Annotated in this window: 34 protein-coding genes and 1 pseudogene; 23 read left to right on the top strand and 12 right to left on the bottom strand. The window is 47.2% G+C overall.

Translation table 11 applies throughout. The annotated features are described in order from the left end of the window. The 6 genes and pseudogenes from V3224_RS29600 to V3224_RS29575 form a co-directional block, all read right to left on the bottom strand. Positions 1-152: phage protein Gp27 family protein (locus V3224_RS29600; protein ID WP_334473932.1), on the bottom strand; the 152-nt coding region annotated here is incomplete at its 3' end. A 2-nt stretch (positions 153-154) separates the two neighbouring features. Beyond that, positions 155-466, bottom strand: coding sequence for a hypothetical protein (locus V3224_RS29595; RefSeq protein ID WP_334467722.1), 312 nt, complete (start codon positions 464-466; stop codon positions 155-157). 2 nt (positions 467-468) lie between these two features. Then, positions 469-792: a hypothetical protein gene (locus V3224_RS29590; RefSeq protein ID WP_334467724.1), complete on the bottom strand. Its 324-nt coding sequence runs from the start codon at positions 790-792 to the stop codon at positions 469-471. Next, on the bottom strand, positions 789-1,298 hold the full coding sequence (locus tag V3224_RS29585) for a hypothetical protein (RefSeq protein WP_334467726.1): 510 nt from the start codon (positions 1,296-1,298) through the stop codon (positions 789-791). The genes V3224_RS29590 and V3224_RS29585 overlap by 4 nt, the downstream gene beginning before the upstream one ends. 106 nt (positions 1,299-1,404) lie before the next feature. After that, positions 1,405-2,049, bottom strand: a pseudogene (locus tag V3224_RS29580) (transglycosylase SLT domain-containing protein). Beyond that, positions 2,046-2,399: a putative holin gene (locus V3224_RS29575; protein WP_334467728.1), complete on the bottom strand. Its 354-nt coding sequence runs from the start codon at positions 2,397-2,399 to the stop codon at positions 2,046-2,048. The pseudogene V3224_RS29580 and the gene V3224_RS29575 overlap by 4 nt, the downstream one beginning before the upstream one ends. Before the next feature lie 233 nt (positions 2,400-2,632). On the opposite strand from V3224_RS29575, the gene V3224_RS29570 reads away from it, so the two are divergent. Further along, positions 2,633-3,400 (top strand): DNA adenine methylase, encoded by a 768-nt coding sequence (locus tag V3224_RS29570; RefSeq protein WP_334469218.1) that lies wholly within the window; start codon positions 2,633-2,635, stop codon positions 3,398-3,400. Positions 3,401-3,429: 29 nt separating this feature from the next. Here the strand turns inward: V3224_RS29570 and V3224_RS29565 are convergent, their stop codons facing one another. Continuing rightward, the gene (locus V3224_RS29565) at positions 3,430-4,467 is read right to left on the bottom strand and encodes a helix-turn-helix domain-containing protein (RefSeq protein WP_334469221.1); all 1,038 of its coding nucleotides are present in this window, start codon (positions 4,465-4,467) and stop codon (positions 3,430-3,432) included. Between the two features lie 139 nt (positions 4,468-4,606). On the opposite strand from V3224_RS29565, the gene V3224_RS29560 reads away from it, so the two are divergent. The 16 genes from V3224_RS29560 (at position 4,607) to V3224_RS29485 (ending at position 13,346) form a co-directional block, all read left to right on the top strand. After that, positions 4,607-4,840, top strand: coding sequence for a hypothetical protein (locus V3224_RS29560; RefSeq protein WP_026821883.1), 234 nt, complete (start codon positions 4,607-4,609; stop codon positions 4,838-4,840). Positions 4,841-4,897: 57 nt separating this feature from the next. Continuing rightward, positions 4,898-5,218 carry an IclR family transcriptional regulator gene (locus V3224_RS29555; RefSeq protein ID WP_334469232.1) on the top strand — a complete coding sequence of 107 codons (321 nt, stop codon included), beginning with the start codon at positions 4,898-4,900 and terminating at the stop codon, positions 5,216-5,218. Positions 5,219-5,230: 12 nt separating this feature from the next. Then, positions 5,231-6,184, top strand: coding sequence for a DUF3102 domain-containing protein (locus V3224_RS29550; RefSeq protein ID WP_334469234.1), 954 nt, complete (start codon positions 5,231-5,233; stop codon positions 6,182-6,184). Next, positions 6,181-7,968 carry an integrase catalytic domain-containing protein gene (locus tag V3224_RS29545; protein ID WP_334467737.1) on the top strand — a complete coding sequence of 596 codons (1,788 nt, stop codon included), beginning with the start codon at positions 6,181-6,183 and terminating at the stop codon, positions 7,966-7,968. The genes V3224_RS29550 and V3224_RS29545 overlap by 4 nt, the downstream gene beginning before the upstream one ends. A gap of 12 nt (positions 7,969-7,980) precedes the next feature. Next, complete coding sequence (locus V3224_RS29540) at positions 7,981-9,135, top strand: AAA family ATPase (RefSeq protein WP_334467739.1); 1,155 nt, start codon at positions 7,981-7,983, stop codon at positions 9,133-9,135. Between the two features lie 11 nt (positions 9,136-9,146). Continuing rightward, complete coding sequence (locus V3224_RS29535; RefSeq protein WP_334467740.1) at positions 9,147-9,449, top strand: hypothetical protein; 303 nt, start codon at positions 9,147-9,149, stop codon at positions 9,447-9,449. Between the two features lie 2 nt (positions 9,450-9,451). Next, the gene (locus V3224_RS29530; protein ID WP_334467742.1) at positions 9,452-9,682 is read left to right on the top strand and encodes a hypothetical protein; all 231 of its coding nucleotides are present in this window, start codon (positions 9,452-9,454) and stop codon (positions 9,680-9,682) included. 32 nt (positions 9,683-9,714) lie between these two features. Beyond that, entirely contained in the window at positions 9,715-10,245 is a 531-nt protein-coding gene (locus tag V3224_RS29525) for a host-nuclease inhibitor Gam family protein (protein WP_334467744.1), read from the top strand. Next, the gene (locus V3224_RS29520; protein WP_334467745.1) at positions 10,242-10,412 is read left to right on the top strand and encodes a hypothetical protein; all 171 of its coding nucleotides are present in this window, start codon (positions 10,242-10,244) and stop codon (positions 10,410-10,412) included. The genes V3224_RS29525 and V3224_RS29520 overlap by 4 nt, the downstream gene beginning before the upstream one ends. Further along, entirely contained in the window at positions 10,409-10,651 is a 243-nt protein-coding gene (locus tag V3224_RS29515) for a hypothetical protein (protein WP_334467747.1), read from the top strand. Before V3224_RS29520 ends, V3224_RS29515 begins: the two co-directional genes overlap by 4 nt. Then, on the top strand, positions 10,648-11,277 hold the full coding sequence (locus tag V3224_RS29510; protein WP_334467749.1) for a LysE family translocator: 630 nt from the start codon (positions 10,648-10,650) through the stop codon (positions 11,275-11,277). Before V3224_RS29515 ends, V3224_RS29510 begins: the two co-directional genes overlap by 4 nt. A gap of 16 nt (positions 11,278-11,293) precedes the next feature. Beyond that, the gene (locus V3224_RS29505; protein ID WP_334467751.1) at positions 11,294-11,473 is read left to right on the top strand and encodes a hypothetical protein; all 180 of its coding nucleotides are present in this window, start codon (positions 11,294-11,296) and stop codon (positions 11,471-11,473) included. 137 nt (positions 11,474-11,610) lie between these two features. Then, on the top strand, positions 11,611-12,033 hold the full coding sequence (locus V3224_RS29500; protein ID WP_334467753.1) for a gp16 family protein: 423 nt from the start codon (positions 11,611-11,613) through the stop codon (positions 12,031-12,033). Beyond that, positions 12,027-12,401, top strand: coding sequence for a Mor transcription activator family protein (locus tag V3224_RS29495; protein ID WP_334467755.1), 375 nt, complete (start codon positions 12,027-12,029; stop codon positions 12,399-12,401). Before V3224_RS29500 ends, V3224_RS29495 begins: the two co-directional genes overlap by 7 nt. 106 nt (positions 12,402-12,507) lie before the next feature. Continuing rightward, positions 12,508-12,663, top strand: coding sequence for a hypothetical protein (locus V3224_RS29490; RefSeq protein WP_334473936.1), 156 nt, complete (start codon positions 12,508-12,510; stop codon positions 12,661-12,663). A 305-nt stretch (positions 12,664-12,968) separates the two neighbouring features. Then, a complete protein-coding gene (locus V3224_RS29485) occupies positions 12,969-13,346 on the top strand; it encodes a hypothetical protein (protein WP_334473871.1) in 378 nt (125 codons plus the stop codon). A 7-nt stretch (positions 13,347-13,353) separates the two neighbouring features. Here V3224_RS29485 and V3224_RS29480 read toward each other — a convergent pair whose 3' ends face one another. The 4 genes from V3224_RS29480 to V3224_RS29465 all read right to left on the bottom strand — a co-directional run bounded on the left by V3224_RS29480 (position 13,354) and on the right by V3224_RS29465 (position 16,088). Next, positions 13,354-13,509, bottom strand: a complete 156-nt coding sequence (locus tag V3224_RS29480; RefSeq protein ID WP_334467759.1) for a hypothetical protein — start codon at positions 13,507-13,509, stop codon at positions 13,354-13,356. Between the two features lie 555 nt (positions 13,510-14,064). Continuing rightward, complete coding sequence (locus V3224_RS29475) at positions 14,065-15,081, bottom strand: replication protein (RefSeq protein WP_334473870.1); 1,017 nt, start codon at positions 15,079-15,081, stop codon at positions 14,065-14,067. Between the two features lie 243 nt (positions 15,082-15,324). Further along, positions 15,325-15,696, bottom strand: coding sequence for a hypothetical protein (locus V3224_RS29470; RefSeq protein ID WP_334473868.1), 372 nt, complete (start codon positions 15,694-15,696; stop codon positions 15,325-15,327). A 182-nt stretch (positions 15,697-15,878) separates the two neighbouring features. Further along, positions 15,879-16,088 carry a helix-turn-helix transcriptional regulator gene (locus V3224_RS29465; protein WP_334473866.1) on the bottom strand — a complete coding sequence of 70 codons (210 nt, stop codon included), beginning with the start codon at positions 16,086-16,088 and terminating at the stop codon, positions 15,879-15,881. 103 nt (positions 16,089-16,191) lie between these two features. On the opposite strand from V3224_RS29465, the gene V3224_RS29460 reads away from it, so the two are divergent. Both V3224_RS29460 and V3224_RS29455 read left to right on the top strand, forming a co-directional pair. Then, a complete protein-coding gene (locus V3224_RS29460; RefSeq protein ID WP_334473864.1) occupies positions 16,192-16,860 on the top strand; it encodes a LexA family protein in 669 nt (222 codons plus the stop codon). A 316-nt stretch (positions 16,861-17,176) separates the two neighbouring features. Then, the gene (locus V3224_RS29455) at positions 17,177-17,407 is read left to right on the top strand and encodes a hypothetical protein (RefSeq protein WP_334473862.1); all 231 of its coding nucleotides are present in this window, start codon (positions 17,177-17,179) and stop codon (positions 17,405-17,407) included. Between the two features lie 146 nt (positions 17,408-17,553). Here V3224_RS29455 and V3224_RS29450 read toward each other — a convergent pair whose 3' ends face one another. Next, on the bottom strand, positions 17,554-17,772 hold the full coding sequence (locus V3224_RS29450) for a transcriptional regulator (protein ID WP_334473861.1): 219 nt from the start codon (positions 17,770-17,772) through the stop codon (positions 17,554-17,556). Positions 17,773-17,879: 107 nt separating this feature from the next. Here V3224_RS29450 and V3224_RS29445 point away from each other — a divergent pair, with 107 nt between their 5' ends. The 4 genes from V3224_RS29445 to V3224_RS29430 all read left to right on the top strand — a co-directional run bounded on the left by V3224_RS29445 (position 17,880) and on the right by V3224_RS29430 (position 20,907). Next, a complete protein-coding gene (locus tag V3224_RS29445; protein ID WP_334473859.1) occupies positions 17,880-18,605 on the top strand; it encodes an XRE family transcriptional regulator in 726 nt (241 codons plus the stop codon). Positions 18,606-19,113: 508 nt separating this feature from the next. Continuing rightward, complete coding sequence (locus tag V3224_RS29440) at positions 19,114-19,455, top strand: transcriptional antitermination N peptide (protein WP_334473858.1); 342 nt, start codon at positions 19,114-19,116, stop codon at positions 19,453-19,455. 47 nt (positions 19,456-19,502) lie between these two features. Beyond that, a complete protein-coding gene (locus V3224_RS29435; protein WP_334473857.1) occupies positions 19,503-19,643 on the top strand; it encodes a hypothetical protein in 141 nt (46 codons plus the stop codon). A gap of 52 nt (positions 19,644-19,695) precedes the next feature. Further along, positions 19,696-20,907: an IS256 family transposase gene (locus V3224_RS29430; RefSeq protein ID WP_334468808.1), complete on the top strand. Its 1,212-nt coding sequence runs from the start codon at positions 19,696-19,698 to the stop codon at positions 20,905-20,907. The last annotated feature ends 227 nt before the right edge of the window (positions 20,908-21,134 follow it).

Genomic DNA, 21,134 nt, shown 5'->3' with positions numbered 1-21,134 from the left:
CGAGAAATTTGCGCCCGACCGATGCTATAGCCTTTCTCACGCAGCAAGGCTTCCAGCTCCCGGTAGCCACTGAAATTACGCTCGGTCAGCGCCCGGTCGAGCCATTCACGCACCGAGACGGGCAAGACTTCGATATGACTGCGCGGTGCCATCGTCACTCCCTCCAGTATTTGGCCGGGCGGGCAATGCCGGGGATATCGTCGGTGACGTATTCCACCAGATTGACCCCTTCCGGCGTCAGCGTGGCCGTCCATGAACGTGCGGGCGGTCGGGTCAGGCGAACCAGACTGAAGCCCTCAAGGAACAGCAACTCTTTTTGCAGCTCCAGCATGGTCATGTCCGGGTAAAGCGAATGGCCCACATCCCACAGTAGCCGGTCATTGGCCGGATACGGCCGCGCCTTGTTGACCACCTGCAGTAACACCCAGCGCAACCCTTCGCGGCGTGCCTGTTCGGTCTCTATCATTCTTATCCTCCTGCCACCTGACGCAGTTGTATCGTTTCCAGCTTCTGGTAAATCGCGTCTAACCGGGACTCCACCACCTGCTGATAATGAATAAATTCGTCGCGCCGGACGTAACGTTCCGGCACCTCCACTTTGAATTCCAGTACCTCGCGCTCAAGGCGTACCCCTTTATCGGACGCCTCGCGCATCAACCGCTCCAGTGATGCAAACCGTTCGGCCTGACGCTTTTCGGTCTCGCGGATAAACCAGCGGGCCAGCCCCGCGAGAAAGCCCGCCAGCCCAAACAGATAGCTCACCAGTACCCAAAAATCGACCTGTAATGTCATGGTGTTAATCCTTCAATATAATCCAGTAATCCATTGACCTGTGCCCGCCAGACCTGACATTGCTGCCCGTTGTCGGTGATATTGGCGAGGATATCACGCTGGGTAACTGGACTCGGGGTGTGTCGCTCGCCAGGGGTCTCAGCTGACCGGGTCGGGTTGCCAGTGCCGCCGGTAAGGGCGGCAACGCCTGAACCATCAACGTCTGACAGCCCGAGGGCGGCGTTGTAGTGCTGCACGAAGCCACGAGTAAATACGCAGGACATAGCATGAGGCTGGCCTTTTTCATCCCGCCAATGTTGGGTAACATCCTCTATCCGCCTTGTTAAGTGTTGGGTTTTGTCACGAAGTTGCGCAATGCGATTCAGGTAGTCCTGTTCAGCCTGATGCGCCAGCTTCACCTGATGGGCAAATCGTTGTTGCAGGGCTTGCAGGCTTTGCGCGGCCTGCTCGGCGCGCTGTTTTTCCTGCATGGCAAACGTCTCGCGCAGCTGACTGAGGGTTGCCACGCACCGTTCGGTTGCGCGACCTGCGCCTTGCGTGTAGCCGTGCCACCAGATACCCGACAGCAGCGCCATTACCAGAACCCCGCCGAGGCTTTTCAGGCTGACTGCACTAAACACAGCTTGCCCCTCCCCAGGTCAGGTAACGCGGTGCCAGGCTTTTTAAAATACGGCGGGGATAATGGCGATTCTCACGCCAGGCACTCACGCGACGTCCGGCATTGACCCGTTCAATGTGGTGAAACCAGCGCCCACTGTCGTGACCGAGACGTTTGGCCAACTGAAGGTCACGCTGCACCCAGCCCAAACCGCCGTTGTAGGCCGACAGGGTCATCGCCATACGTTCACAGCGATTGACCGCCGATAATCGTTGCCATAGCTAGTTATCAAAACTCACCACCGCACGTAAACTCCAGCTGGGATTGAGTGGCGCTTTGGCCGCCAGTGCCGGCATTACCTCCCCAATCCAGGCCGTGGTCGCGGGCATAAACTGCCCCAGACCCTGCGCACCGATACGGTTGGTGATGGCCGGCTGCCAGCCACTTTCGTGCTCAATCTGGGCGGCAAAATCCGCCACTGGCGCATTAAGCCCCCACACCAGACGGGCGTTGCGTATCAGCTCAGCCCGGTATGGCAGTGCGGCTTGTGGGGGACGCGCCGCATCGGCATCAAGCGCGCCACCAAGGAGCACTATCAGCAAAAGGAATAACAGCCATCCGGGGTCGCCCTGCGGACGTTGATAGCGGTTCATGGTCATAACCCCATCGCCACACTCAGACACACTGCTGCCACAATCACCGCGCGACGCAGTTGGGCTGCCGCAAACACCTGATGGCAGCCGCCGCGTACCGGATGTCGACCCTGTGCCACCTCCGGGTGGTCATGGTGCAGATATTGACCGGGGCGGGCCTTGGGGAACAGCGAACGGTCAAGCCAGTAACCCACGACTGCCGCCAGGGTGATTAAGGCCAGCTTGTAGAGCACCACCGGCAATTGCTGCGGTGAGACCAGGCCAATCACCAGCAACAAACCAGCCGCAGTGAGCAACCAGCCGCCGAGGCGTGGGGTTTTAAAGGGGGGTAACATCAATTTTTTTCGGGTTTTCATGGCGGTCTCCCTCAATATCAGGCAGACAGTGTGACAAGGCAGTGCGCCAATCGCTTTTAAAGCGGTTTACTAGTGGGGATAGCCGGTAGTCGCTAGATTACGCTCAGCAATTGCCCCGAATGGGGCAAGGGAAAAAGCGCGACCCGCCCTGTGAGTCAACCGTGGCGCTTTCCGTTCTCGAGAACAGGAAAGAGTCTACACGAATTTCCATTAGTGAAAAAGGCTTACAGTGAATGCAACAATATTTTTTACCGATACTGCCCTGGATGGGCGGTAAACGGCGGCTGGCAAAACAGATTTTACCGCGCTTCCCGGCGCATACCTGCTACGTCGAGCCGTTTTGTGGCGCAGCGGCGCTCTTCTTTATGAAGTCACCCAGCAAAGCGGAGGTCATCAACGATATCAACGGTGAGCTGGTCAATCTCTATCGGGTGCTGAAACACCATCTGGAAGAGTTTATGCGCCAGTTTAAATGGGCGCTGGTCAGCCGGGCGATGTATCACTGGTTGAAAATGACCCCGACCGAGACCTTAACCGATATCCAGCGGGCAGCCCGCTTCTACTACCTGCAAAAACAGGCGTTCGGTGGTAAGGTGGCGGCGCACACCTTTGGCGTGACTACCACCACGGGGCCACGCCTGAATCTGTTACGCATGGAAGAAGAGCTGTCGCTCGCGCATCTGCGGTTATCACGCACCACCATAGAACAGCTGGACTGGGCCAGCTGCATTGCCCGTTATGACCGTCCGCACACGCTGTTTTACTGCGACCCGCCGTATTGGGGGACCGAGGGCTATGGCGTGGATTTTGGTCTGGCGCAATATGAAAAACTGGCGGGGATGGGACGAGACCTAGCGGGCATGATGATTATTTCGGTTAATGATATTCCCGAGATGCGGGCAGTGTTTCGAGGCTTTGCGATGGAGAGCGTCCCGATTCGGTATAGCCTTAGCAGTAATCAGCCCACCCAACGACGTGAGCTGATTATTACCGTCAAATAACCCTCTCCACTGCAACGGAGAGGGATGGGTCATGCGCGGCTGCGGGCGGCTTTTTTCTCTGCCATTGCTGTCAGGGTGCGTTTAGCCACTTCGCGGGTTTCACCCGGAATATGTCGAAAGGCAGTTAATACCTCTGCCTCTTCCTCATCCCGCACTACATCGAGCGCACTGGCTTCATCGCTGCGCTCACCAGTCATCACATAAAGAAGATCGACTCCTAACGCTTTCGCCGCGATTAAGTAGCCCGCATCAGGATGTCGTTCGCTTTTTTCATAGTTGTATTGAGTGAGCTTTTTAACCCCGCACCGTTCGGCGAAGATTTCCTGGCTAAGCCCCAATCGCAGGCGCTCGGATTTGAGGCGTTCTCCCACGCCTTCTAGCGTCAGCGTGACCCACTGCTGTGCATCAACGGGTGTTTGTTCATCGCTTGCAGCAACCGACGAGGTTTTGCCCGCCAGTTGCTGGCTTAGCTGTTGCAGTTGCTTCTCTTTTTCGGCGACCAGTTGTTGACTGCGTTTAAGGGCTGCCTCATCTTTACGTAACGCTGCCTTTAACTCCCTGACTGACATGCGGTCAACATCATCCAGTGTCAGACCCGCGATGGTGCCGCCTTCGGCCAATTCCGCCAGATCATCGTCGTCTTCCAGCATGAGTTCATAGAGTTTTGAACGGCCTAAACCTGAAAACGTATTCACCTTTGACTCAAGTGTCGGTGAAAGATATTTCAATGCTGCTTGTGCCATTTTTCGTGCTATTCGATATTCAAGACCTAACTGCTCTTGTACTATCTTCATGAATGTTCCATGTGGCTCATTCTCCTTAAGAATAATCAGCCGTTTCCCCGCCTCCAGCATGGCTTCGGCACTTTGCGCCATATAGAAGCGGGCTTCATGCACAATCCTTTCCCGTTCATAGGGTAGCCCATCCCCAAAACGTGCCATTACTTCCTGTTGGGCGCTGTTTTCTGCATTTTTTTCAGGGTATGCAATTGCCCCCCCCCCCCCCGCAATCGTGATATTGTCCGCCGTAGTTACAGACAGGCTGGTTGCCGCTTTTTTCTTTGCCATACAGGTCTCCTTTAGGCCGATAACAGCCAGTGGTTTTTTACGGCAATAAAGAACATACAAAAACAAACAAAAAAGACTTTACATTATTTTGAATGCCATTGTATATTTATTTTTAACTTTTTATGACGGAGGTAACACCATGTCACTGCAACACCCCGCCGACTTTAAGCGCAATTTTTATGATCGTGTCTATCAGAACTACCCGACGGTGGCGGCGTGGGCACGCCAATCCGGCTTCAAACCCTATCAGGTTTATATGTTGCTTGATGGCTCCTGCCAGGGCTGGCGCGGGGAAGCCCGCAAAATCAAACAGGCGATTGAACAGATAATGGGTTCTCCCATGCCATCGGGAAAAAAGCGCCATAAAAAATAACATTCGCCCGTTTCACTGACGGTAACACAATTTCCATTAATGAAAAAGAGGCATCCGATGAAAAACACCTTATTACTGCACCCTTCTTCACGCACACGACGGGCGCTGCGTATTTTGAAAGCCATGAAAGGGCATTACCGCGATGGCCTGTCCAATAAAGCCCTGGCGGCGCTAATCAATGACTCTGCGGCCAATATCAGTCGCACCCTGCCATTTTTAGTGGAAGAAGGAATGATTGAGAAGCGCTTCAATGGGAATTACGGCCTCGGTGAGGAATTGATACAGATTGCCCTGGCCTTTTTTGATGAAACCGAACGGGCGCAAATCAAGATGGCAGAAAGGCATGGCCGCTGCGTAGCATCAGCGTCAAAACCGTAAGAGGAAAAAATAATGGGTAGAAAAGCGTTACCGATAACGGCTGAAATTGCCCCCGAACAGCCTTTGGCACCGGATTTAATGAACAACCTTAATGCCCTGGCTGAACATCAGCAGGCCATTATGGATAAGTACGGCGAGGGGTTGCCCTATGAACGCGAGCGCATTGTGCATGAAGCGCGCTTCTATATGGCACAAAGTGCCGAAGCCATGCTGGAGGCGGGGAAACGGCTGATTATTCTTAAGGAGAATGAGCCACATGGAACATTCATGAAGATAGTACAAGAGCAGTTAGGTCTTGAATATCGAATAGCACGAAAAATGGCACAAGCAGCATTGAAATATCTTTCACCGACACTTGAGTCAAAGGTGAATACGTTTTCAGGTTTAGGCCGTTCAAAACTCTATGAACTCATGCTGGAAGACGACGATGATCTGGCGGAATTGGCCGAAGGCGGCACCATTGCGGGCTTGACGCTAGACGAAGTTGATCGCATGTCGGTGCGGGAACTAAAAGCAAAACTGCGTAAAACGGAAAAGTCACTTGAAGCCAGCCGCCGTCTGGCCAATGAGAAAGATCAAAAGATCAATGAACTGAGCGAAAAACGCCTGCTTAATCAGCATCGCCCGTTAGGGGAAGAAGGCATACGCCAGCTCCGTGAAGAAATTGGCCTGGTGGGCTTTGATGTTAAAGCCATATTAATGGGGCGCTTTCGGGAAGGGCTGGAAAAACTGAGCAGCCACAGTGGTGATATCACATCCCACGCCGACTATTTAGCGGGCTTGCTTAATGATATTGAGTTTGAAATCAATGTGTTACGTAGTGATTTTTCGTTACCCCACCACGCAGTATCAGCGTTGGTGCCTGACTGGACAAAAGCCGATGCGGATGCCGACGATGCGGATTTTCAGTTACCGGAACACCTGCGCGGCACCGGACAGGATAATGTCGAGGAGGTGGTGCAATGAACCCCATCCTGACCGAACGTCTGTTAACCATTGCCCAGACTGCTGAAAGAGCCGGGCATGGCGGCAAAGACGCGGTGTATCAGACAGGCTGTCAGGCACTCGGTATTTCCAAAGCCACGCTGCTGCGAAAAATCAAACAGGTCAGTTATAAACCGCCGCGCAAGCAGCGGGTGGATTATGGTACCAGCGCCCTGACACGCGACGAAGCCCTGCTGATATCCGGCGTCATCATGGAATCTGAACGCAATAATGGTAAACGCCTCTACAGTCTACAGCAAACGGTTAATGACCTGCGGGCGAACAACCTGATTGATGCCGGGTATATTGATAATGAAACTGGCGAGTGGTTTCCGCTGTCGGTCGATGCCATCAGCCGGGCACTGTACCATTATCGCCTGCATCCCAACCAGTTACGGGTACCTGCCCCGTGCGTTCAATTAAAAACCGGGCATCCCAATCATGTCTGGCAGCTGGATGCGTCGCTGTGTGTGCTCTATTACCTGAAAAATCCCGCCAAAGGGCGCACCACGCGCGATAGCGGCCTGCGCATGATGAGTGAGGCCGAGTTTAACAAGAACAAGCCCAAAAATCTGGCCCGTATTGTCAATGACCGCGTCTGGTCATTTGAACTGACCGACCACACCAGCGGCTGGATTTACGCCGAGTACCGCTTCGGCGGCGAAACGGCACAAAACTTTACCGATGTGCTGATTAATGCCATGCAGGAGCGCAGTGGGGCCGACGTATTACATGGTGTACCGCGTATCCTTTATACCGACCCCGGCTGCGCGCTGGTCTCAGCCACGATGCGCAACCTGTGCAAAACCCTCGGTATTCAACTTATCGCCCATAAAGCCCGTAATGCCCGCGCCACCGGCTCAGTGGAAAAGGCGCGCGATATTCTGGAGTGTAGTTTTGAATCCGGCCTGCGGTTTGTGCAAGTCGATAATATTGATGAACTGAACCACCGGGTCGGGTTATGGCGTAAAAAGTATAACCGTACCGCGCTGCATCGCCGTACCGGCATGACCCGTACCGACAGCTGGCTACGGATCACTCCGCAGCAGTTAATCAAGGCACCACCCGTTGAAGTGTGCCGCGAACTGGCGGTGAGTCTGCCGGAAAACCGTAAGGTCAATGACTATCTTCGCGTGTCATTTGGGAGCAAAGAATATGACGTTAGGGGTGTGCCGGGTGTTTGTAACAACGATTGGCTACAGATAGTCCGTAACCCTTGGCGCGACAGTGAAGCACAGGTGGTGATAATCAATGAGGACGGCATGGAAGTCTTTTACCGGGTACCGGAAGTGGTGAAAGACGAGTACGGTTTTCCCCTCAATGCCCCAACATTAGGCGAATCCTTCAAGGCATTACCCCACACCCCGGCGCAACACCATCTGGCGGAAGTCGAGCAGGCGATGTATGGCACCACCTGTCCCACCGAAACCGCTGCCGCGCAAAAAGCCAAAGCGCTGCCACTGGGCGGTCGCTTTAACCCTTATCTGGACAATGAACGCGATACCCCACCCATTTACCTGCCCAAACAGGGCCAGGCTTCCACGGTTTGCGCGCCACGTTTTGAAGAACGTTTAAACCCGGTCGTGGTGGTTCAACAGTTGCGCGCGCGTTTCCAGGCGGCGGGCAAGACCTGGCGCAGTGAATTTTACACCACGCTAACCCAACGCTTCCCGGACGGCATACCCGCTGACCAGGTCGACGCGCTGGGTGATGAGCTGATGGCCCAGTCCACCGAGGTGGTGGTCAGTCTGGCCAGTCACGGTTAACGGGAGGCCATCATGCTGAAACTCAAAACCCTGTTACAACACCACAACCTGACCCAGGCAGCACTGGCCCGTGCGCTTGACCTTTCCGAGGCGACGCTGGCGCAAATAGTCAATCACCATCAGTGGCCGAAACAGGATACCGACGCACTAAAACACCGCATCCGTGGCTGGCTAAGTGACCAGGGCATCGCGGCGGACGACTGCTTTGACGGGGTCACATCCAGCAGCAAGGAAAAGCACACACCACCTAGCAACGAGGAAGACACCATGTTACTGAAAAAACAGGTATTACTGACTGCCACCAAAAAGCATTTTGGGCTGTTTCGTGCCCCATTTGACGACAACGCGGTACAAGGTCATGAAGATGTGTTTTTAACCCCTGAAAGTCGTTATGTGCGCGAGGCGTTGTACCAGACCGCCAGCTATGGCGGCTTTATCGCGGTTATCGGTGAATCCGGCTCGGGTAAAAGCACGCTGCGACGTGACCTGACTGACCGCATCTATCGGGAAAACGCCCCGGTGGTGGTGATTGAACCCTACGTGCTGGCGATGGAAGACAACGACCATCAGGGCAAAACCCTGAAAGCCGCCAGTCTCGCCGAGGCTATTGTCCATACCCTGGCCCCACTGGAAAAACTCAAACGCTCGCCGGAGGCCCGCTTTCGTCAGCTACACCGACTATTAAAAGAGAGCAGCCGCGCCGGGTACAGCCATGTACTGGTGATTGAAGAAGCCCATTGCCTGCCCATCCCGACCTTAAAGCACCTTAAACGCTTCTTTGAGCTGGAAGACGGCTTTAAAAAACTGCTGTCCATCGTCCTGCTGGGACAACCCGAACTGGGCGACAAGTTATCCGAGCGCCTGTTAGCGGTCAGGGAAGTGGTACAGCGCTGCGAGGTAATTGACCTGCCGCCGCTAGATGAACACTTGAACGACTTTCTTGATTTCAAGTTTAAACGCGTCGGCGGCGACCTTAGCAAAGTCCTTGGCCCGGATGCGATACCGGCACTGCGTCAACGCCTAAGCTGGCTGCGCCCGAAAAAAGACACGCCGGTCAGCCTGCTTTACCCCTTGGCTATCGGCAACCTGCTGACCGCCGCCATGAACCTGGCCGCGCAAAACGCCATCCCGGTTATCGACGCCAATATTATTCACAGTGTGCATTAAAGGAGGCTTTTATGCTGAACCCCGCCGTGACCATTAAAAACCCGTCAGCGATGACCTACCAGGCCATCCAGCAGCAGTTCAGGCAATGCCTGTCGGTGATGGATAAACTCAGCCAGGAAGGTTTTATCGTCAGTCAGTTTACCGTTGATGGCTATAGCCGTCCGACCCTTACCCTGCTGCATGACCGACGGTGTGATGCGTTATATAAAAACGGCCATGCCGTTCGCTATGCCCTGGGTACTGACCGTCAGGGCCGCTGGGAAAAATACCAGTTCCTGCAAGATAACTGCCGAATCACCTGGGAGGTACGTTAATCATGACAACACGCCCTGTCCGTATTACCGCTCGCCAATCGGTTTATTTGGCAAAGACCGTCGATATGCCGGAACAGGACGATGAAACCTATTTGTCGATTTGCGAGAACTGCCGTGATTTTGATGAACAAGACCAGCGTCTTGGTGAAATCGCGACCCGATACAACATGAATTTATTTGAGCATATTCAACACAGTGACGCCCTGGAAGACATTATTTTCGAGCGCGTTTAATTCCCGACGTTGTTAATGAAAAGGTAAAAAAGATGGCAAAGAAAATAACGCGGCTTAAAGCCGCGGCGGGTGCCTGCACGCCGCAAACCCGTGAGCAGGTAATAAACGATATTAAAAATCTGGGCGATATCCAGCGGGAAATGACCCGACTGGAGACAGAGATTAATGATGAAATTGCGCGGTTAACCCATCAACATGCGGCTGATATTGAAGCCAGGAAAGCCCGCATCACCCTGTTGCAAAGAGGTATCCAGACCTGGTGCGAGGCCAACCGTGAGGCGCTTACCCAAAACGGCAAAACCAAAACCGCCAACCTGATAACCGGCGAGGTGTCATGGCGTAACCGCCCACCGTCCGTTTCGGTAAAAGGGGTGGATGATATCATTCAGGCGCTGGAAGAAAACGGACAGACCGACTGCATTATTCGCAAAGCACAGCTTGATAAAAATGCCCTGCTCAAAAATCAGGACACTATCCAGCGACTGAATATTCCCGGCATTACGTTTCGCAATCAGCTTGAGGATTTCATTATTACGCCCTTCGAGCAGGAGGTGACCTCATGAGCTATCAGGAAATAAAACCTCTGCGCCGCCAAATTGAAAGGCACATAAACCGCGCCATGCATCACCTGCAGGCAGACCATTCTGCCGCCGCGTATTGTGAATTTCAAAATGCCTTCGAGATATTGGCCGAACTCATCGTCGCCTTAGATAAGGAAAACACGTTATGACCATTACCTGCATCAGCTGCCATCAGGCAACGCGACGCCTGAATCCTACCCAGGCCGAGATCATCCAACAACCGGAAAGCGGCGAGTGGGGGATTGACCTGTTACTGACCTGTCCACACTGCGGACAGCGGTATAGCGCCTGGGTACTTAATTGGGATGTCGTGCCGCTAAAAGGTATCACGGCAAAGTCGCCATCAACACCACCCCATCATCAAACGCACGAGGTAAATAAACCATGAACCTTGACCTTTGGTTAGTTTTTTTAGGCGGTGCCTTGCTCAGTGCCGTATTACCCGGCGCTGGCGCTATCCTCACGCTTAACCATGCCTTCCAGCGGGGATGGTGCAAGACGCTACCGCTTATTGCCGGTCAGGCGACCGCATTAGGCTTGATGGTACCCATTGTGGCACTAGGCACGGAAGCGTTGCGCGCTTCAGCGACAGCCTGGCTGTTACTGAAAGGCATTAGCGTACTCTGGCTACTGTTTGCCGCCTACCGAACCTGGCGCGCACCAGTCATCATGGATGCTTACGATGTCGTGACATTGACCCGCTGTGCGCAACGGTTCTGCTGGGGTTTTCTGACCGATATCACCAACGCCAAAGCGCTCGCCTTCCTACTTGCCACACTACCGGTCTTTCTTAATCCGTCCCAATCGTTAGGGCCACAAATTACCCTTATGACTCTGACGATGGTAATGGTCGATGCGCTGATGATGACGCTTTACGCGCTCATTGCCGCCCGCTTGCGGCCTTATTTTCAATCGCCCGAAACCCGCAAACAACAAAACCGCCTGTTTGCCGGTTTCTTGGTGTTCATTGCGGTCAGCCTTTGTTTTATTGAACATCCGACCTTAATTCAGTGAAAGAGGATAAATTATCATGTGGATATTAATTTTAGCCCTATACGCCAGTCCCTATGCCGGTAATGCTTTTTCCACGCTGCATACACAGGCGTTTGACACGGCAACCGCCTGTCAACAGGCCGCCAAACAGTTCGCAGAAAAATTTGAAACCTTCAAGGATATGGATGCCAAGGCGATTTGCGTGAAGAAGTCATAGCGGAAAAGCGGCGTTTACTGCATTCAATTGTATAATAACGATATTCATTTTATAATCCTTCAAAACCCGAAGGATTATTTTTTTATTCATGGCATAAGGAATCCTGACCCCGACCACAACGATAAAGGACGCCTCCGATGACCCGACAAAAATACCTGCAGTTAATCCATATTGCCGCCCACCACCTCAAACTGGATGACACGACTTACCGCCAGATGCTGCACAGGCTAACGAGGAAAACATCAGCAAAAGCCCTGAATATCGGTCAACTGGCGCAAGTGTTAAACGCCCTAAAAGCCAAAGGTTTTCGTATCCAGCCGACTCAACCCACGACGAAAAAGCAGACCGACCGTCCGCAAATCCAGAAAATGCAGGCCCTGTGGCAGGCAATGGCCGATGAGGGCATTGTCCGGGATGCGTCAGCAACAGCCCTGGCCCACTTTGTTAAACGGGAAACCGGCGGTGATTCGCCTTACTGGCTAGATAGCCAACAGGCCAGCCAGGTTATCGAGAAACTCAAGCAGTGGCAAAAACGCGTGGCAAGGACAACCTCATGCTAGAGCATACCTTTCGCAGTAAAGGGCCGGAGTTACTGGTTGAGCTGGCCGACCACACGGCGCAGATCGTCAGACAGATTATCGATGTTGACCCCGCTGTTGCCAGCCAGATAGGCGATGCCGTCGCCAGTCAAATGATGGCGGTATGGGGCGGGCAAAATGTCTATTTCCCGATGGGGCTGATGTGGAAAATAAACCAGCGCGACCGGGAGATATTTGCCGACTTCAATGGCCATAACCACCGCGCCCTGGCACGCAAGTACGAAGTCTCGCTACAGTGGATTTATTCCGTGATAAAACGGGTTAAAAAAGAAGAAATTGCTCGCATCCAGGGCAATCTGTTTGAAGATGAAGATAAGCCGTCTCGATGACTGTTTCTCGTTTCACATAGTGAAACGTCGGAGAGAAAAATATAACCTATACACCAGATAGTGAGCATTGGTTTAATGCTAACCAAACAATAGAAGGATATTTCATATGCTCGATTCATCACTGCTAAATCTGCCCTGGGCAACATTGGTGACGCTGGCTTCTGGCTATGTTGGATACTTTATTGCCAATGTTGGTCTGAAAGAGCACCACAAAACCGTTGACATAACGTTTTCGACATTAGCACGAGTTTCGCACCAATAAAAAAACGCTCTATTTTTAAGTTTAATTCAGCATAATATATAAATAGATAAAACCTTATAAATTAAATATAACTTATTGTAAATTAAGTAAATTTATGCATTTCAGTAACTTGCAGATTAATCATTACTTTTAAGCCATTTCTAGAATTTTATAGGCCTGTGCGAAACTCGTGATTAGTTTTTGGTCTTATATCTGCAACCGCTTATGAATCCGTCGCCGTATATGCGGTTTACTGGTCAACCCTTGTAGCGCTGGTTACCGCAATAATAACAGGAGCCGTATGGCGTAAATACGGGCGTAGATGGATGTACAAGCTCATGCGCGCCTTAAACATCTCATGGTCTGATGGCACCCATTCCGCGTGGCAGCAGCTGTTCGGACAGATTGAGTACCGAGCCACTGAAGTGTTTGTTATTCTCAAGGATGGCAGCGGGTTATTATCGCGGCCTCTGGCTCGTTTTGAAGGGCTCCCTAATGGGCCGTTTGCGCTGGGCAATACGGGAGACGTCATTCTTTATGTAACACACCATAGCGCACCAGATAGTGATGAATGGCGCGAGTTTGCTGGTGTGATCGATGACTCCTGGGGGGCGCTGGCGACCTACATTCCTGCAGAGCAAATAGCTAGGGTGGAAATTAGGAGGAACAAGATTAAAACTGCATCCACGCCTCCTAAGGTTTAGCTATCACTCATTTTTTAGGACGGATACCAGGCGGGTTATTTGACTGTTGCGATGGGGTGGGTTTATTCTCCTTGCTGGCATCTTTTTCAAACGTGACTACTCGGTCATTTTTGGGATTCTCTGTAAAGTCGGAACTATCATGATTGTTGTTCTTGGTCGTCATGGAAACTTCCTCTAAATGAAATCAATCGTAGTAGATTCGATTCTATACTCAACATACTTCAAGATGCAGGCGACTATTCAGCAAAAAGCACGGGTAGTAAGGCCGTTAAGCTTCCTTTCCCTGCATCTTGAAGTTTATTGAGTATAGTTCAGTAAAGAGGATGGTTTCAATTAATGGGTTTTAAAACATGATTTCTGTTTCACTATGTGCAACTTAATCCCTCTGACTTGTCCCAGATAGATCCAGTTTGTCCCAGGTAGATCCACATTTATCGCACGTTTCCCGTTTAAATATCTCACGTCCTATCAATAATTGATTTCATGATGAATAACTCAAAAAATTAATTTTTATGCTACCAAAACTTAATTTCTCTAAAACTCGCCGTATCGCATTATGAGCAGCGATAAAATTTTAGTGGTAGAATTTACGTTTAAATCGAGAAAATGGCTTATAATGGATTACAGAGCGTTTTAGAGGGTGTTTGAATAGCAAATTGAGATTGAATTTTAGATTTTTATAAATTTTGGCATTTCCCTGGCAGATATATTTCCATCATCAGAAAAATACCAAGCCGTTACTAACAGTAAACGTTGATGTGGTGGTTGTTTGAGGTTTTGGTGAATGTGATTGCATTACCAGTTTATCGTCTAGCCAGCGTTTGCCATTGAGGTAAGTGGCAGGAGGTAACTTTTCAAAACCAAACTGTTTAGCCTGTAACCTCGAACGGATATCAGCCACAAGAATTTCTGCAAACTGTTCCGCTGTCTCACCTGTTTCCTTCCGCCACAACTTGAATTGAGTTTTGAATGCTGATTTGGCGGATTGCTTACCCACCTTCCGCTGAACCTGTGGCCAGAATATGCCTTCAAACGCTAAATCAATTGGATTTTGATTTGCTTTTGCAATTTCAGATTCTGTTTTTTCAACCTCAGATCGAACGGGTTCGATCAATATGTTTTTATTCTTTGTAGTAATCTCTGTAGTAGTCTCTGTAGTAGTCTCTGTATACGTCTTACGTTTCAACGTAGGGGGTATTACGTTTGAACGTAATAGGTGTTCCGTTTCAACGTAGGGGGTCTTACATTTCAACGTAGGAGGTGTTACATAAACTGACTCTGATGCAAGTTGATTATCAGCCAATTGTCTTGAGTTGGTTATTTCATCAATACGTGCAGGAACAGGTTCAATAAACAAAACATTGCTACAAGCCCCTGTTGAAGTATTAATTGTACGGAGTTCTAGTGTAATAATACCTTGCGATTTCAATCGTTTTAACGCATCAGTCACTTCTCGTTTTGTAAATCCGAACTGATCAGCAAAAGATTGATAGCTACGCTGTAATTTGTCACCCTGAAAACGCTTGCGCCAGCCTTTCAATTCGCCCGTAGATTCGTCTCTGATTTCAGTTGGACGATACCAGTAAATGATTTCAGACAAAAGAACAATAGCGGTAGTATCAGGTTTTCCACTTGGAATTTTGATATGATGCCACCAGTTAGCAGGGATAACATTACCAGACAGATTTAGACGCCCAATTTGGTTAACGGTCTCGGTTGGAGTAAGATGTTTCATTGATTACCTCTAATTGATTTTTTGCGATGGTTAAGCCTTAATTTCGCATCTTCAAATGCGGCTTTTAGCTTCTTGGCGGCTAACTCTGTGAAAGAGCTGTTGACTCTCTCTCTCGAATAATGTTTTTATGGATATTTGACTGGTAAAATCGGCGTTTTTTTGGCATAATGACCTCGCTGAAATTGAAAGAAAAAAAGGGAAATTTGGCGTTTCCCTTCTCATTAAACTTCCTGAAATCTATAATTAAATACAAAGTTCGATCTGACATTTAGAGGCTTCATCGTTTTTTAACTTTGAAGCTTCTTTTTTTTGCAATCTGAGATGCTCTAACATGTCTATTAGCTTACATATTTCTTCACCAGATATATTTGTAATAACAACCTCTTGTGTCGATGAATCAGGCACACTCAGCACATGCCTTGGCAAGCCGTATTCTGAGACGACCTGACAGGCTAATTTAAATATTCTGGTTTTATCCCGACTCGCTGTTGATGGGTGTATCCCGAGTGATTTAGCAAACCCGTTATTACCGCCTTCTGATGCCATCTTCTGGTAGAAGTAAGATTCTAAATGCTCCGGTTTGCAGGTGATTTTGATAGTATTTGAATATTCCATGGTTATAATCCTTAAGTAATAAAATTCCCTACCTCGATATTCCTATGAGGTTTGTGAAAAAAATAATAGATAGAGTGAGATTGTGAGTGATTAAGTGGGTTTTGCCGCTTCAGCCATTTAGCAGGATGCTATCCGGTCGCCCGATGGTATACCGCATCGTTCGGGTTAATTAATTATTATTTTTATATAACTTTTGGCGGAAAAAGATCGTCTATCGTTACTTTTAAGCCATTGTTATTAAAATAACATACAAGTTTTCTGCACGATTCGAGATCAGCTTTACGTCGTCCGTGTTCGTAGTGGCTGATATTCCCTTTTGTGCATCCAAGAACGTTGGCTAAGTTGGTTTGGGTTAAACCTAATTCTTTTCTATATTTACTTAAATTGTTCATTCTAAATTTTAACCTCCTTATCATTCACAGATAAGTATACATAAAGTAATTTATAGATTCAACAAAAGTATACTAATTGTGAGTCAACAAATGGGTATACGTATTGTATAATTTAACTATGAAAATGAAATGGTATGAATTAGCCAAGTCTTTAATGAAAGACAAAGGCATTACTTATGATGATTTAGCTGAGCGTTTCTCTGTTTCAAAGGGCGCTGTTAGTCATTGGATGACCGGCAAGAGAGAGCCATCCTTAAAGGATATTGCTGCTATACTTTTTTATGTGGGAATCAATAACCCCACTATTATCTCCGATGGAATGATAAGTGTTGATAAAGCTAATATTGTCAGGAAAATTCCTGTATTTGAATATCCATTATTAACTAAAGAGCAAATTATGGCTTTTACTATTGAAGAGATGAAATTTAGTAAAAAAGATGGAATTAAATGGATACCGTCGACAAAAAAAGCTACTGATGCTGCCTTTTGGTTTAAAGTAGAAGGACATTCAATGACAGCGCCTCAGGGCGGTAGTCCCAGTTTTCCTGAAGGAATACTAATTTTAGTAGATCCAAATGAGTCCGTTAAAGATGGAGATTTTTGTGTGGCTAATATATATACACATGAATTTACATTTAAACGTCTTATCCATTATTCAGGTATGCTATATCTAGAACCACTAAATCCTAAATTCGAAAATATTTCTTGCAATGGAAACTGCAAAATAATAGGTAAAGTGATTAAATCACAATGGTCTGATGATATTTTTTAACCTTTCACATATCTTGCCCCTCTTTAAATATATCATTCTAAATTTCACTCATTATTTCTATATAAAATTACTTAGTTATCAATTAATTAACTTTTTTTGCAAAGAAAGTTAACTTTTAGTATTTACACTAGTATACTATTAGTATGTATTGATTTCATCAAAGGCAAACAGCCAGAGATTGAAAAAAGTGAACGGCGCACTCTAACGCACGGGCGGACGGCGTATCTCTTAAGAGACAATGTACCGAAGTGGCAGAACCCATTTTCCATTACAAACAGGACTATTTATTCATCTAAATTTGTTAAGGAAAAATATTATGAAGAAAACATCTGCTATATGCCCTATATGTTCTAAACGTTTCAATCCGAATAAATCTTACGAACACATTATGGAATTTCACCCTACAGCAAGTGACTATCAATTAGCTATCATTCGTGATGCACGCCGTAAATGTTATGGTCAGAGTAAACCAGTTAAACATAAAAATGCGGCTTTACTTCCTAATGCTTCAATCTTCGCGGTATCCAAACAAGAGCTACTAAATTAAGAGTTGTCTGACAATTTGATAGTCTTTGCAGCAATTTTATCCTACACTTAACCCATAAGTTTCAGATAATAGTTATCCCTCCCGATGGGCTGGGAATTTAAAATCTCCCAATTTCAGGGAGGCCAGGTTGTTAAAGAGCGGTGGTGTTAAATTTCACCAAATAATTCATGTAAATCTGGGCGCAACTGACTTGCTAAGACGACTTTGTTTGTTGCTAATTCAATACATTTTGCGCTAGTAGCAGACGGCTTTTTTCGTCCATGTAACCAAGCCCAAACTGTAGGTTGTTTTACGTTACATGCATCAGCTAATTTCTGCTGATTACCGACTATACTAATAGCCTTATTAATCAGTTCATTCTTCATAAAATAACCTTTAGTGTTATCATATAACCAATAATACCCAAAGATATTATAAAAGTAAATAACTTTAGCTGTTTGTCGTATTATAACTACAGCTATATAATTGAAATATGAAAAAAACAACATTTACGGAACGGCTAAATCTAGCCATGAAAATACGTGGGTTTACTCAGGGTCAGCTTGCTGATGCTGTTGGTATGTCACAACCTAGCGTTTGGAAATTAACATCAGGAAAAGCTCAAAGCTCGAGAAAAACAGTTGAGATTGCTAATGCTCTGTCTGTCGATCCTGTTTGGCTTGCAACCGGTGATGGAATTGAACCTAATTTCATCTTTCAGGAACCGAAAAAAGACGGTTTACCCTTAAAAGATATTAAACTACGTGAAATTACTGAGTGGGATAGCAAAACACCATTAGATGATGATGAATTAGAAATCCCTTACTACAAAAGCATTGAATTAGCAGCAGGCAATGGTTGCTATGGTGGGATAGACATCCATGATTATAAATTAAGGTTTTCTCGCTCAACGCTACGTAGATACGGTATCATGCCTAAAGATGTTCAGGCGTTTCCTGTTCATGGAAACAGCATGGAACCATTAATTCCAGATGGAACAACTGTTTTTGTTAATAGGGGTGATCATAATGTTGTTGATGGAGGTATTTATTTTATTGAACAGGATGATCTACTTCGAATAAAGATCCTTCATCGGCAACCTGGTGGTAAACTTATTATCAAAAGCTATAACTCTATTGATTATCCTGACGAAATAGTGGATATAAAAACGGTGAAAATAGTAGGGCGTGTATTTAACATATCTGTAATGCTTATTTAATGGCTGGACGAGATATTTTGCATCAGCTAACCAGCCAATTACCCTCCTAATTTGTACTTTTCTTTAGAATTCTCATAGAAACATGAGGATTTTTTATAATTAAATTTGTTCAAAAACAATAAATATAACTTTTGGTATAAAAAATATATTTAAAGCTATTTACTTTCAAAATAACTTAAGCTATTATTCATCCCATCAACTCACTGCAACAGGCAAACGCCAGACAATACTGCGAGTTATCTGAAACTTTGCCAGACGTTGCCAAGTAGCCAGCCTGAGGCGTATGAACATGAAGGCAAGTGACGACAGTTAAGCAGTACCGCTCTTTAACACTATATCGCTGAAAAAGCGAACCACAAAACACCCAAACAGTCGGTTTTGGGGTGTGTGACATAACCAAAATACAGTCATTAAGTGAAAACCAACACCAGGGAACTACCAATATGACTGTAAATATAAGCCGGACACCTCCGGCACACACCACCAAAACCCATTGTCAGGAGGTAATATGTGTAACTTTCATGGTTATGATAATGCTCGTAGTCGTAGACATGAGCGTAGAAGAGCCAAACAAGCAGCTTACGACTATAACAAAGCGCTTAATATGGCACTGAAAGCAGCCTTAAATCCAAGCAAACCCTCTCAGCAACAAACACCACCCAACACTAAACTCCCTGTTCTTTCACTAAAAAGAAAGGTGATTAATCGTGTAGAAAAAGCAATATCAATTCGTCCTACTAAAGTGTATGACACATTTAATAACTGCTGTCTTCCTATTGCAGCTTTATACACTTCCAGACGGGTTAACAAAAAACCAAAATCACATTTTGGAGTAACCGCTAACTGTTAAAGGTATTAAAATGATTTTGAAATTCAATAACAAGCACGAGGTCAAACATGGAAAACAACGAACCTGAATTAATGGGGTGTCAAAATACTGACGACCGATTAGATTTTCGTATTTATGCGCTAACTTTTTTCAATAACAAATTGACTTTATCGACCAATGACCGAAAAGATTTTTGGCTGAGAGTGTAAAATAAACTGTGTAAATGGCATTTTGATAAAAAACTTTTTACAGGATAACAAAATGCCTATCAGTAACGAATTGATTGATCAACTACTCAAAGATTGTAATGCCCCACAAGACCTATTGGGAGAAGGTGGGTTGCTTAAAGAACTCACCAAACGTCTTGCTGAAAGGGTGCTGGAAGCGGAAATGGCGATGCATCTTGGTTATGACAAACATGATCCTATCGGTAACAACTCGGGAAATTCTCGAAACGGCACAACCGGTAAAAATGTACGTTCTGTGCATGGAGCTATCGGGTTGGATGTTCCTCGCGATCGAAATAGCACTTTCGAACCAAAGTTGATATCGAAAGGGGAAAGACAGTTTAATGGATTTGATGAGCGTATAATTTCTCTGTATTCGAGAGGGTTAACGGTTCGAGATATTCAGGCGCATTTTCAAGAAGTCTATGGTGTTGAAGTGTCAGGAACCTTCATTTCTCAGGTAACCAATGAGGTGATGGAAGAGGTTAAAGCCTGGCAAAAAAGGCCGTTGGAGGCGCTGTATCCTATTGTTTATCTTGATTGTATTGTTGTTAAAAGCCAGGATTCCGGCGTAGTCATCAACAAATCCGTTTATCTCGCTTTGGGCATAAATATCCATGGAGAGAAGGAATTATTGGGCTTGTGGATAGCAAAAAGCGAAGGAGCTAAATTCTGGCTATCCGTGATGACAGAACTCAAGAATCGAGGCTTGCAAGATATTTTCGTTGCATGCTGTGATGGTTTAAAAGGTTTTCCTGAGGCTATTGAAGTGCTTTACCCGCAAACCCGTGTTCAATTATGCCTAGTCCATCAAGTACGTAATTCTCTTCGCTACGTCCACTGGAAAGAGCGTAAAGCGGTGGCAGCAGACCTTCGAGCTATCTACGGTGCGGCGACAGTCGATGCTGCTGAGTCTGCTCTGGAGGCATTCTCAGCCAAATGGGATGAGAAGTACCCGACAATTAGTCCGTCATGGACAAACAATTGGGAACGGCTAATCGTTATTTTTGACTTTGCTCCTGAAATCCGTAAAGCCATTTATACCACCAATGCGATTGAGTCACTTAATGCGTCATTGCGTAAGATTACTAAAACGCGGCGAGTTTTCCCAACAGATGAATCTGTCCTCAAGCTACTTTATTTAGCGTTGCATAATATTTCAATAAAATGGACGATGCCTATCAAAGATTGGAAACCCGCCATGAGTCAATTTATGTTGATGTACGGTGATCGGATCACCTGCTAACGGAGGAGCCATTTACACAAAAAATTTTACAGACCCTTTTGGCTAGAAATCGCTCCCACCATTGGCTGGATAAAGTTTGAAAAACACAGCACGGAGGATGAATTTATCCCAAATGGAGCACTGTTTGTAGCCACTGAATTGCGTTCGGCATGTGATTTTACCCCTTACCCAATAATTCAAGCACGATGTGTTTTGTGGCGTCAGCGGGAAGCTGTTTTATCTGCTGT

Origin of the sequence: Arsenophonus sp. PmNCSU2021_1 (genome assembly GCF_036919435.1) — a bacterium.
GTDB classification, from domain to species: domain Bacteria; phylum Pseudomonadota; class Gammaproteobacteria; order Enterobacterales; family Enterobacteriaceae; genus Arsenophonus; species Arsenophonus nilaparvatae.
This window is presented reverse-complemented; position numbering and strand designations above follow the sequence as displayed.

Bases quoted from the DNA above. Each gene is read 5' to 3' on its own strand.
- V3224_RS29545 (WP_334467737.1), top strand. From the start codon at position 6,181: ATGAACCCCATCCTGACCGAACGTCTGTTAACCATTGCCCAGACTGCT.
- V3224_RS29595 (WP_334467722.1), bottom strand. From the start codon at position 466: ATGATAGAGACCGAACAGGCACGCCGCGAAGGGTTGCGCTGGGTGTTA.
- V3224_RS29520 (WP_334467745.1), top strand. From the start codon at position 10,242: ATGAGCTATCAGGAAATAAAACCTCTGCGCCGCCAAATTGAAAGGCAC.
- V3224_RS29435 (WP_334473857.1), top strand. From the start codon at position 19,503: ATGGAAAACAACGAACCTGAATTAATGGGGTGTCAAAATACTGACGAC.
- V3224_RS29530 (WP_334467742.1), top strand. From the start codon at position 9,452: ATGACAACACGCCCTGTCCGTATTACCGCTCGCCAATCGGTTTATTTG.
- V3224_RS29470 (WP_334473868.1), bottom strand. From the start codon at position 15,696: ATGGAATATTCAAATACTATCAAAATCACCTGCAAACCGGAGCATTTA.
- V3224_RS29465 (WP_334473866.1), bottom strand. From the start codon at position 16,088: ATGAACAATTTAAGTAAATATAGAAAAGAATTAGGTTTAACCCAAACC.
- V3224_RS29430 (WP_334468808.1), top strand. From the start codon at position 19,696: ATGCCTATCAGTAACGAATTGATTGATCAACTACTCAAAGATTGTAAT.
- V3224_RS29485 (WP_334473871.1), top strand. From the start codon at position 12,969: ATGTACAAGCTCATGCGCGCCTTAAACATCTCATGGTCTGATGGCACC.
- V3224_RS29495 (WP_334467755.1), top strand. From the start codon at position 12,027: ATGCTAGAGCATACCTTTCGCAGTAAAGGGCCGGAGTTACTGGTTGAG.
- V3224_RS29565 (WP_334469221.1), bottom strand. From the start codon at position 4,467: ATGGCAAAGAAAAAAGCGGCAACCAGCCTGTCTGTAACTACGGCGGAC.
- V3224_RS29450 (WP_334473861.1), bottom strand. From the start codon at position 17,772: ATGAAGAATGAACTGATTAATAAGGCTATTAGTATAGTCGGTAATCAG.
- V3224_RS29510 (WP_334467749.1), top strand. From the start codon at position 10,648: ATGAACCTTGACCTTTGGTTAGTTTTTTTAGGCGGTGCCTTGCTCAGT.
- V3224_RS29440 (WP_334473858.1), top strand. From the start codon at position 19,114: ATGTGTAACTTTCATGGTTATGATAATGCTCGTAGTCGTAGACATGAG.
- V3224_RS29515 (WP_334467747.1), top strand. From the start codon at position 10,409: ATGACCATTACCTGCATCAGCTGCCATCAGGCAACGCGACGCCTGAAT.
- V3224_RS29560 (WP_026821883.1), top strand. From the start codon at position 4,607: ATGTCACTGCAACACCCCGCCGACTTTAAGCGCAATTTTTATGATCGT.
- V3224_RS29525 (WP_334467744.1), top strand. From the start codon at position 9,715: ATGGCAAAGAAAATAACGCGGCTTAAAGCCGCGGCGGGTGCCTGCACG.
- V3224_RS29550 (WP_334469234.1), top strand. From the start codon at position 5,231: ATGGGTAGAAAAGCGTTACCGATAACGGCTGAAATTGCCCCCGAACAG.
- V3224_RS29570 (WP_334469218.1), top strand. From the start codon at position 2,633: ATGCAACAATATTTTTTACCGATACTGCCCTGGATGGGCGGTAAACGG.
- V3224_RS29540 (WP_334467739.1), top strand. From the start codon at position 7,981: ATGCTGAAACTCAAAACCCTGTTACAACACCACAACCTGACCCAGGCA.
- V3224_RS29475 (WP_334473870.1), bottom strand. From the start codon at position 15,081: ATGAAACATCTTACTCCAACCGAGACCGTTAACCAAATTGGGCGTCTA.
- V3224_RS29535 (WP_334467740.1), top strand. From the start codon at position 9,147: ATGCTGAACCCCGCCGTGACCATTAAAAACCCGTCAGCGATGACCTAC.
- V3224_RS29480 (WP_334467759.1), bottom strand. From the start codon at position 13,509: ATGACGACCAAGAACAACAATCATGATAGTTCCGACTTTACAGAGAAT.
- V3224_RS29490 (WP_334473936.1), top strand. From the start codon at position 12,508: ATGCTCGATTCATCACTGCTAAATCTGCCCTGGGCAACATTGGTGACG.
- V3224_RS29555 (WP_334469232.1), top strand. From the start codon at position 4,898: ATGAAAAACACCTTATTACTGCACCCTTCTTCACGCACACGACGGGCG.
- V3224_RS29590 (WP_334467724.1), bottom strand. From the start codon at position 792: ATGACATTACAGGTCGATTTTTGGGTACTGGTGAGCTATCTGTTTGGG.
- V3224_RS29445 (WP_334473859.1), top strand. From the start codon at position 17,880: ATGAAAAAAACAACATTTACGGAACGGCTAAATCTAGCCATGAAAATA.
- V3224_RS29500 (WP_334467753.1), top strand. From the start codon at position 11,611: ATGACCCGACAAAAATACCTGCAGTTAATCCATATTGCCGCCCACCAC.
- V3224_RS29455 (WP_334473862.1), top strand. From the start codon at position 17,177: ATGAAGAAAACATCTGCTATATGCCCTATATGTTCTAAACGTTTCAAT.
- V3224_RS29575 (WP_334467728.1), bottom strand. From the start codon at position 2,399: ATGAAAACCCGAAAAAAATTGATGTTACCCCCCTTTAAAACCCCACGC.
- V3224_RS29505 (WP_334467751.1), top strand. From the start codon at position 11,294: ATGTGGATATTAATTTTAGCCCTATACGCCAGTCCCTATGCCGGTAAT.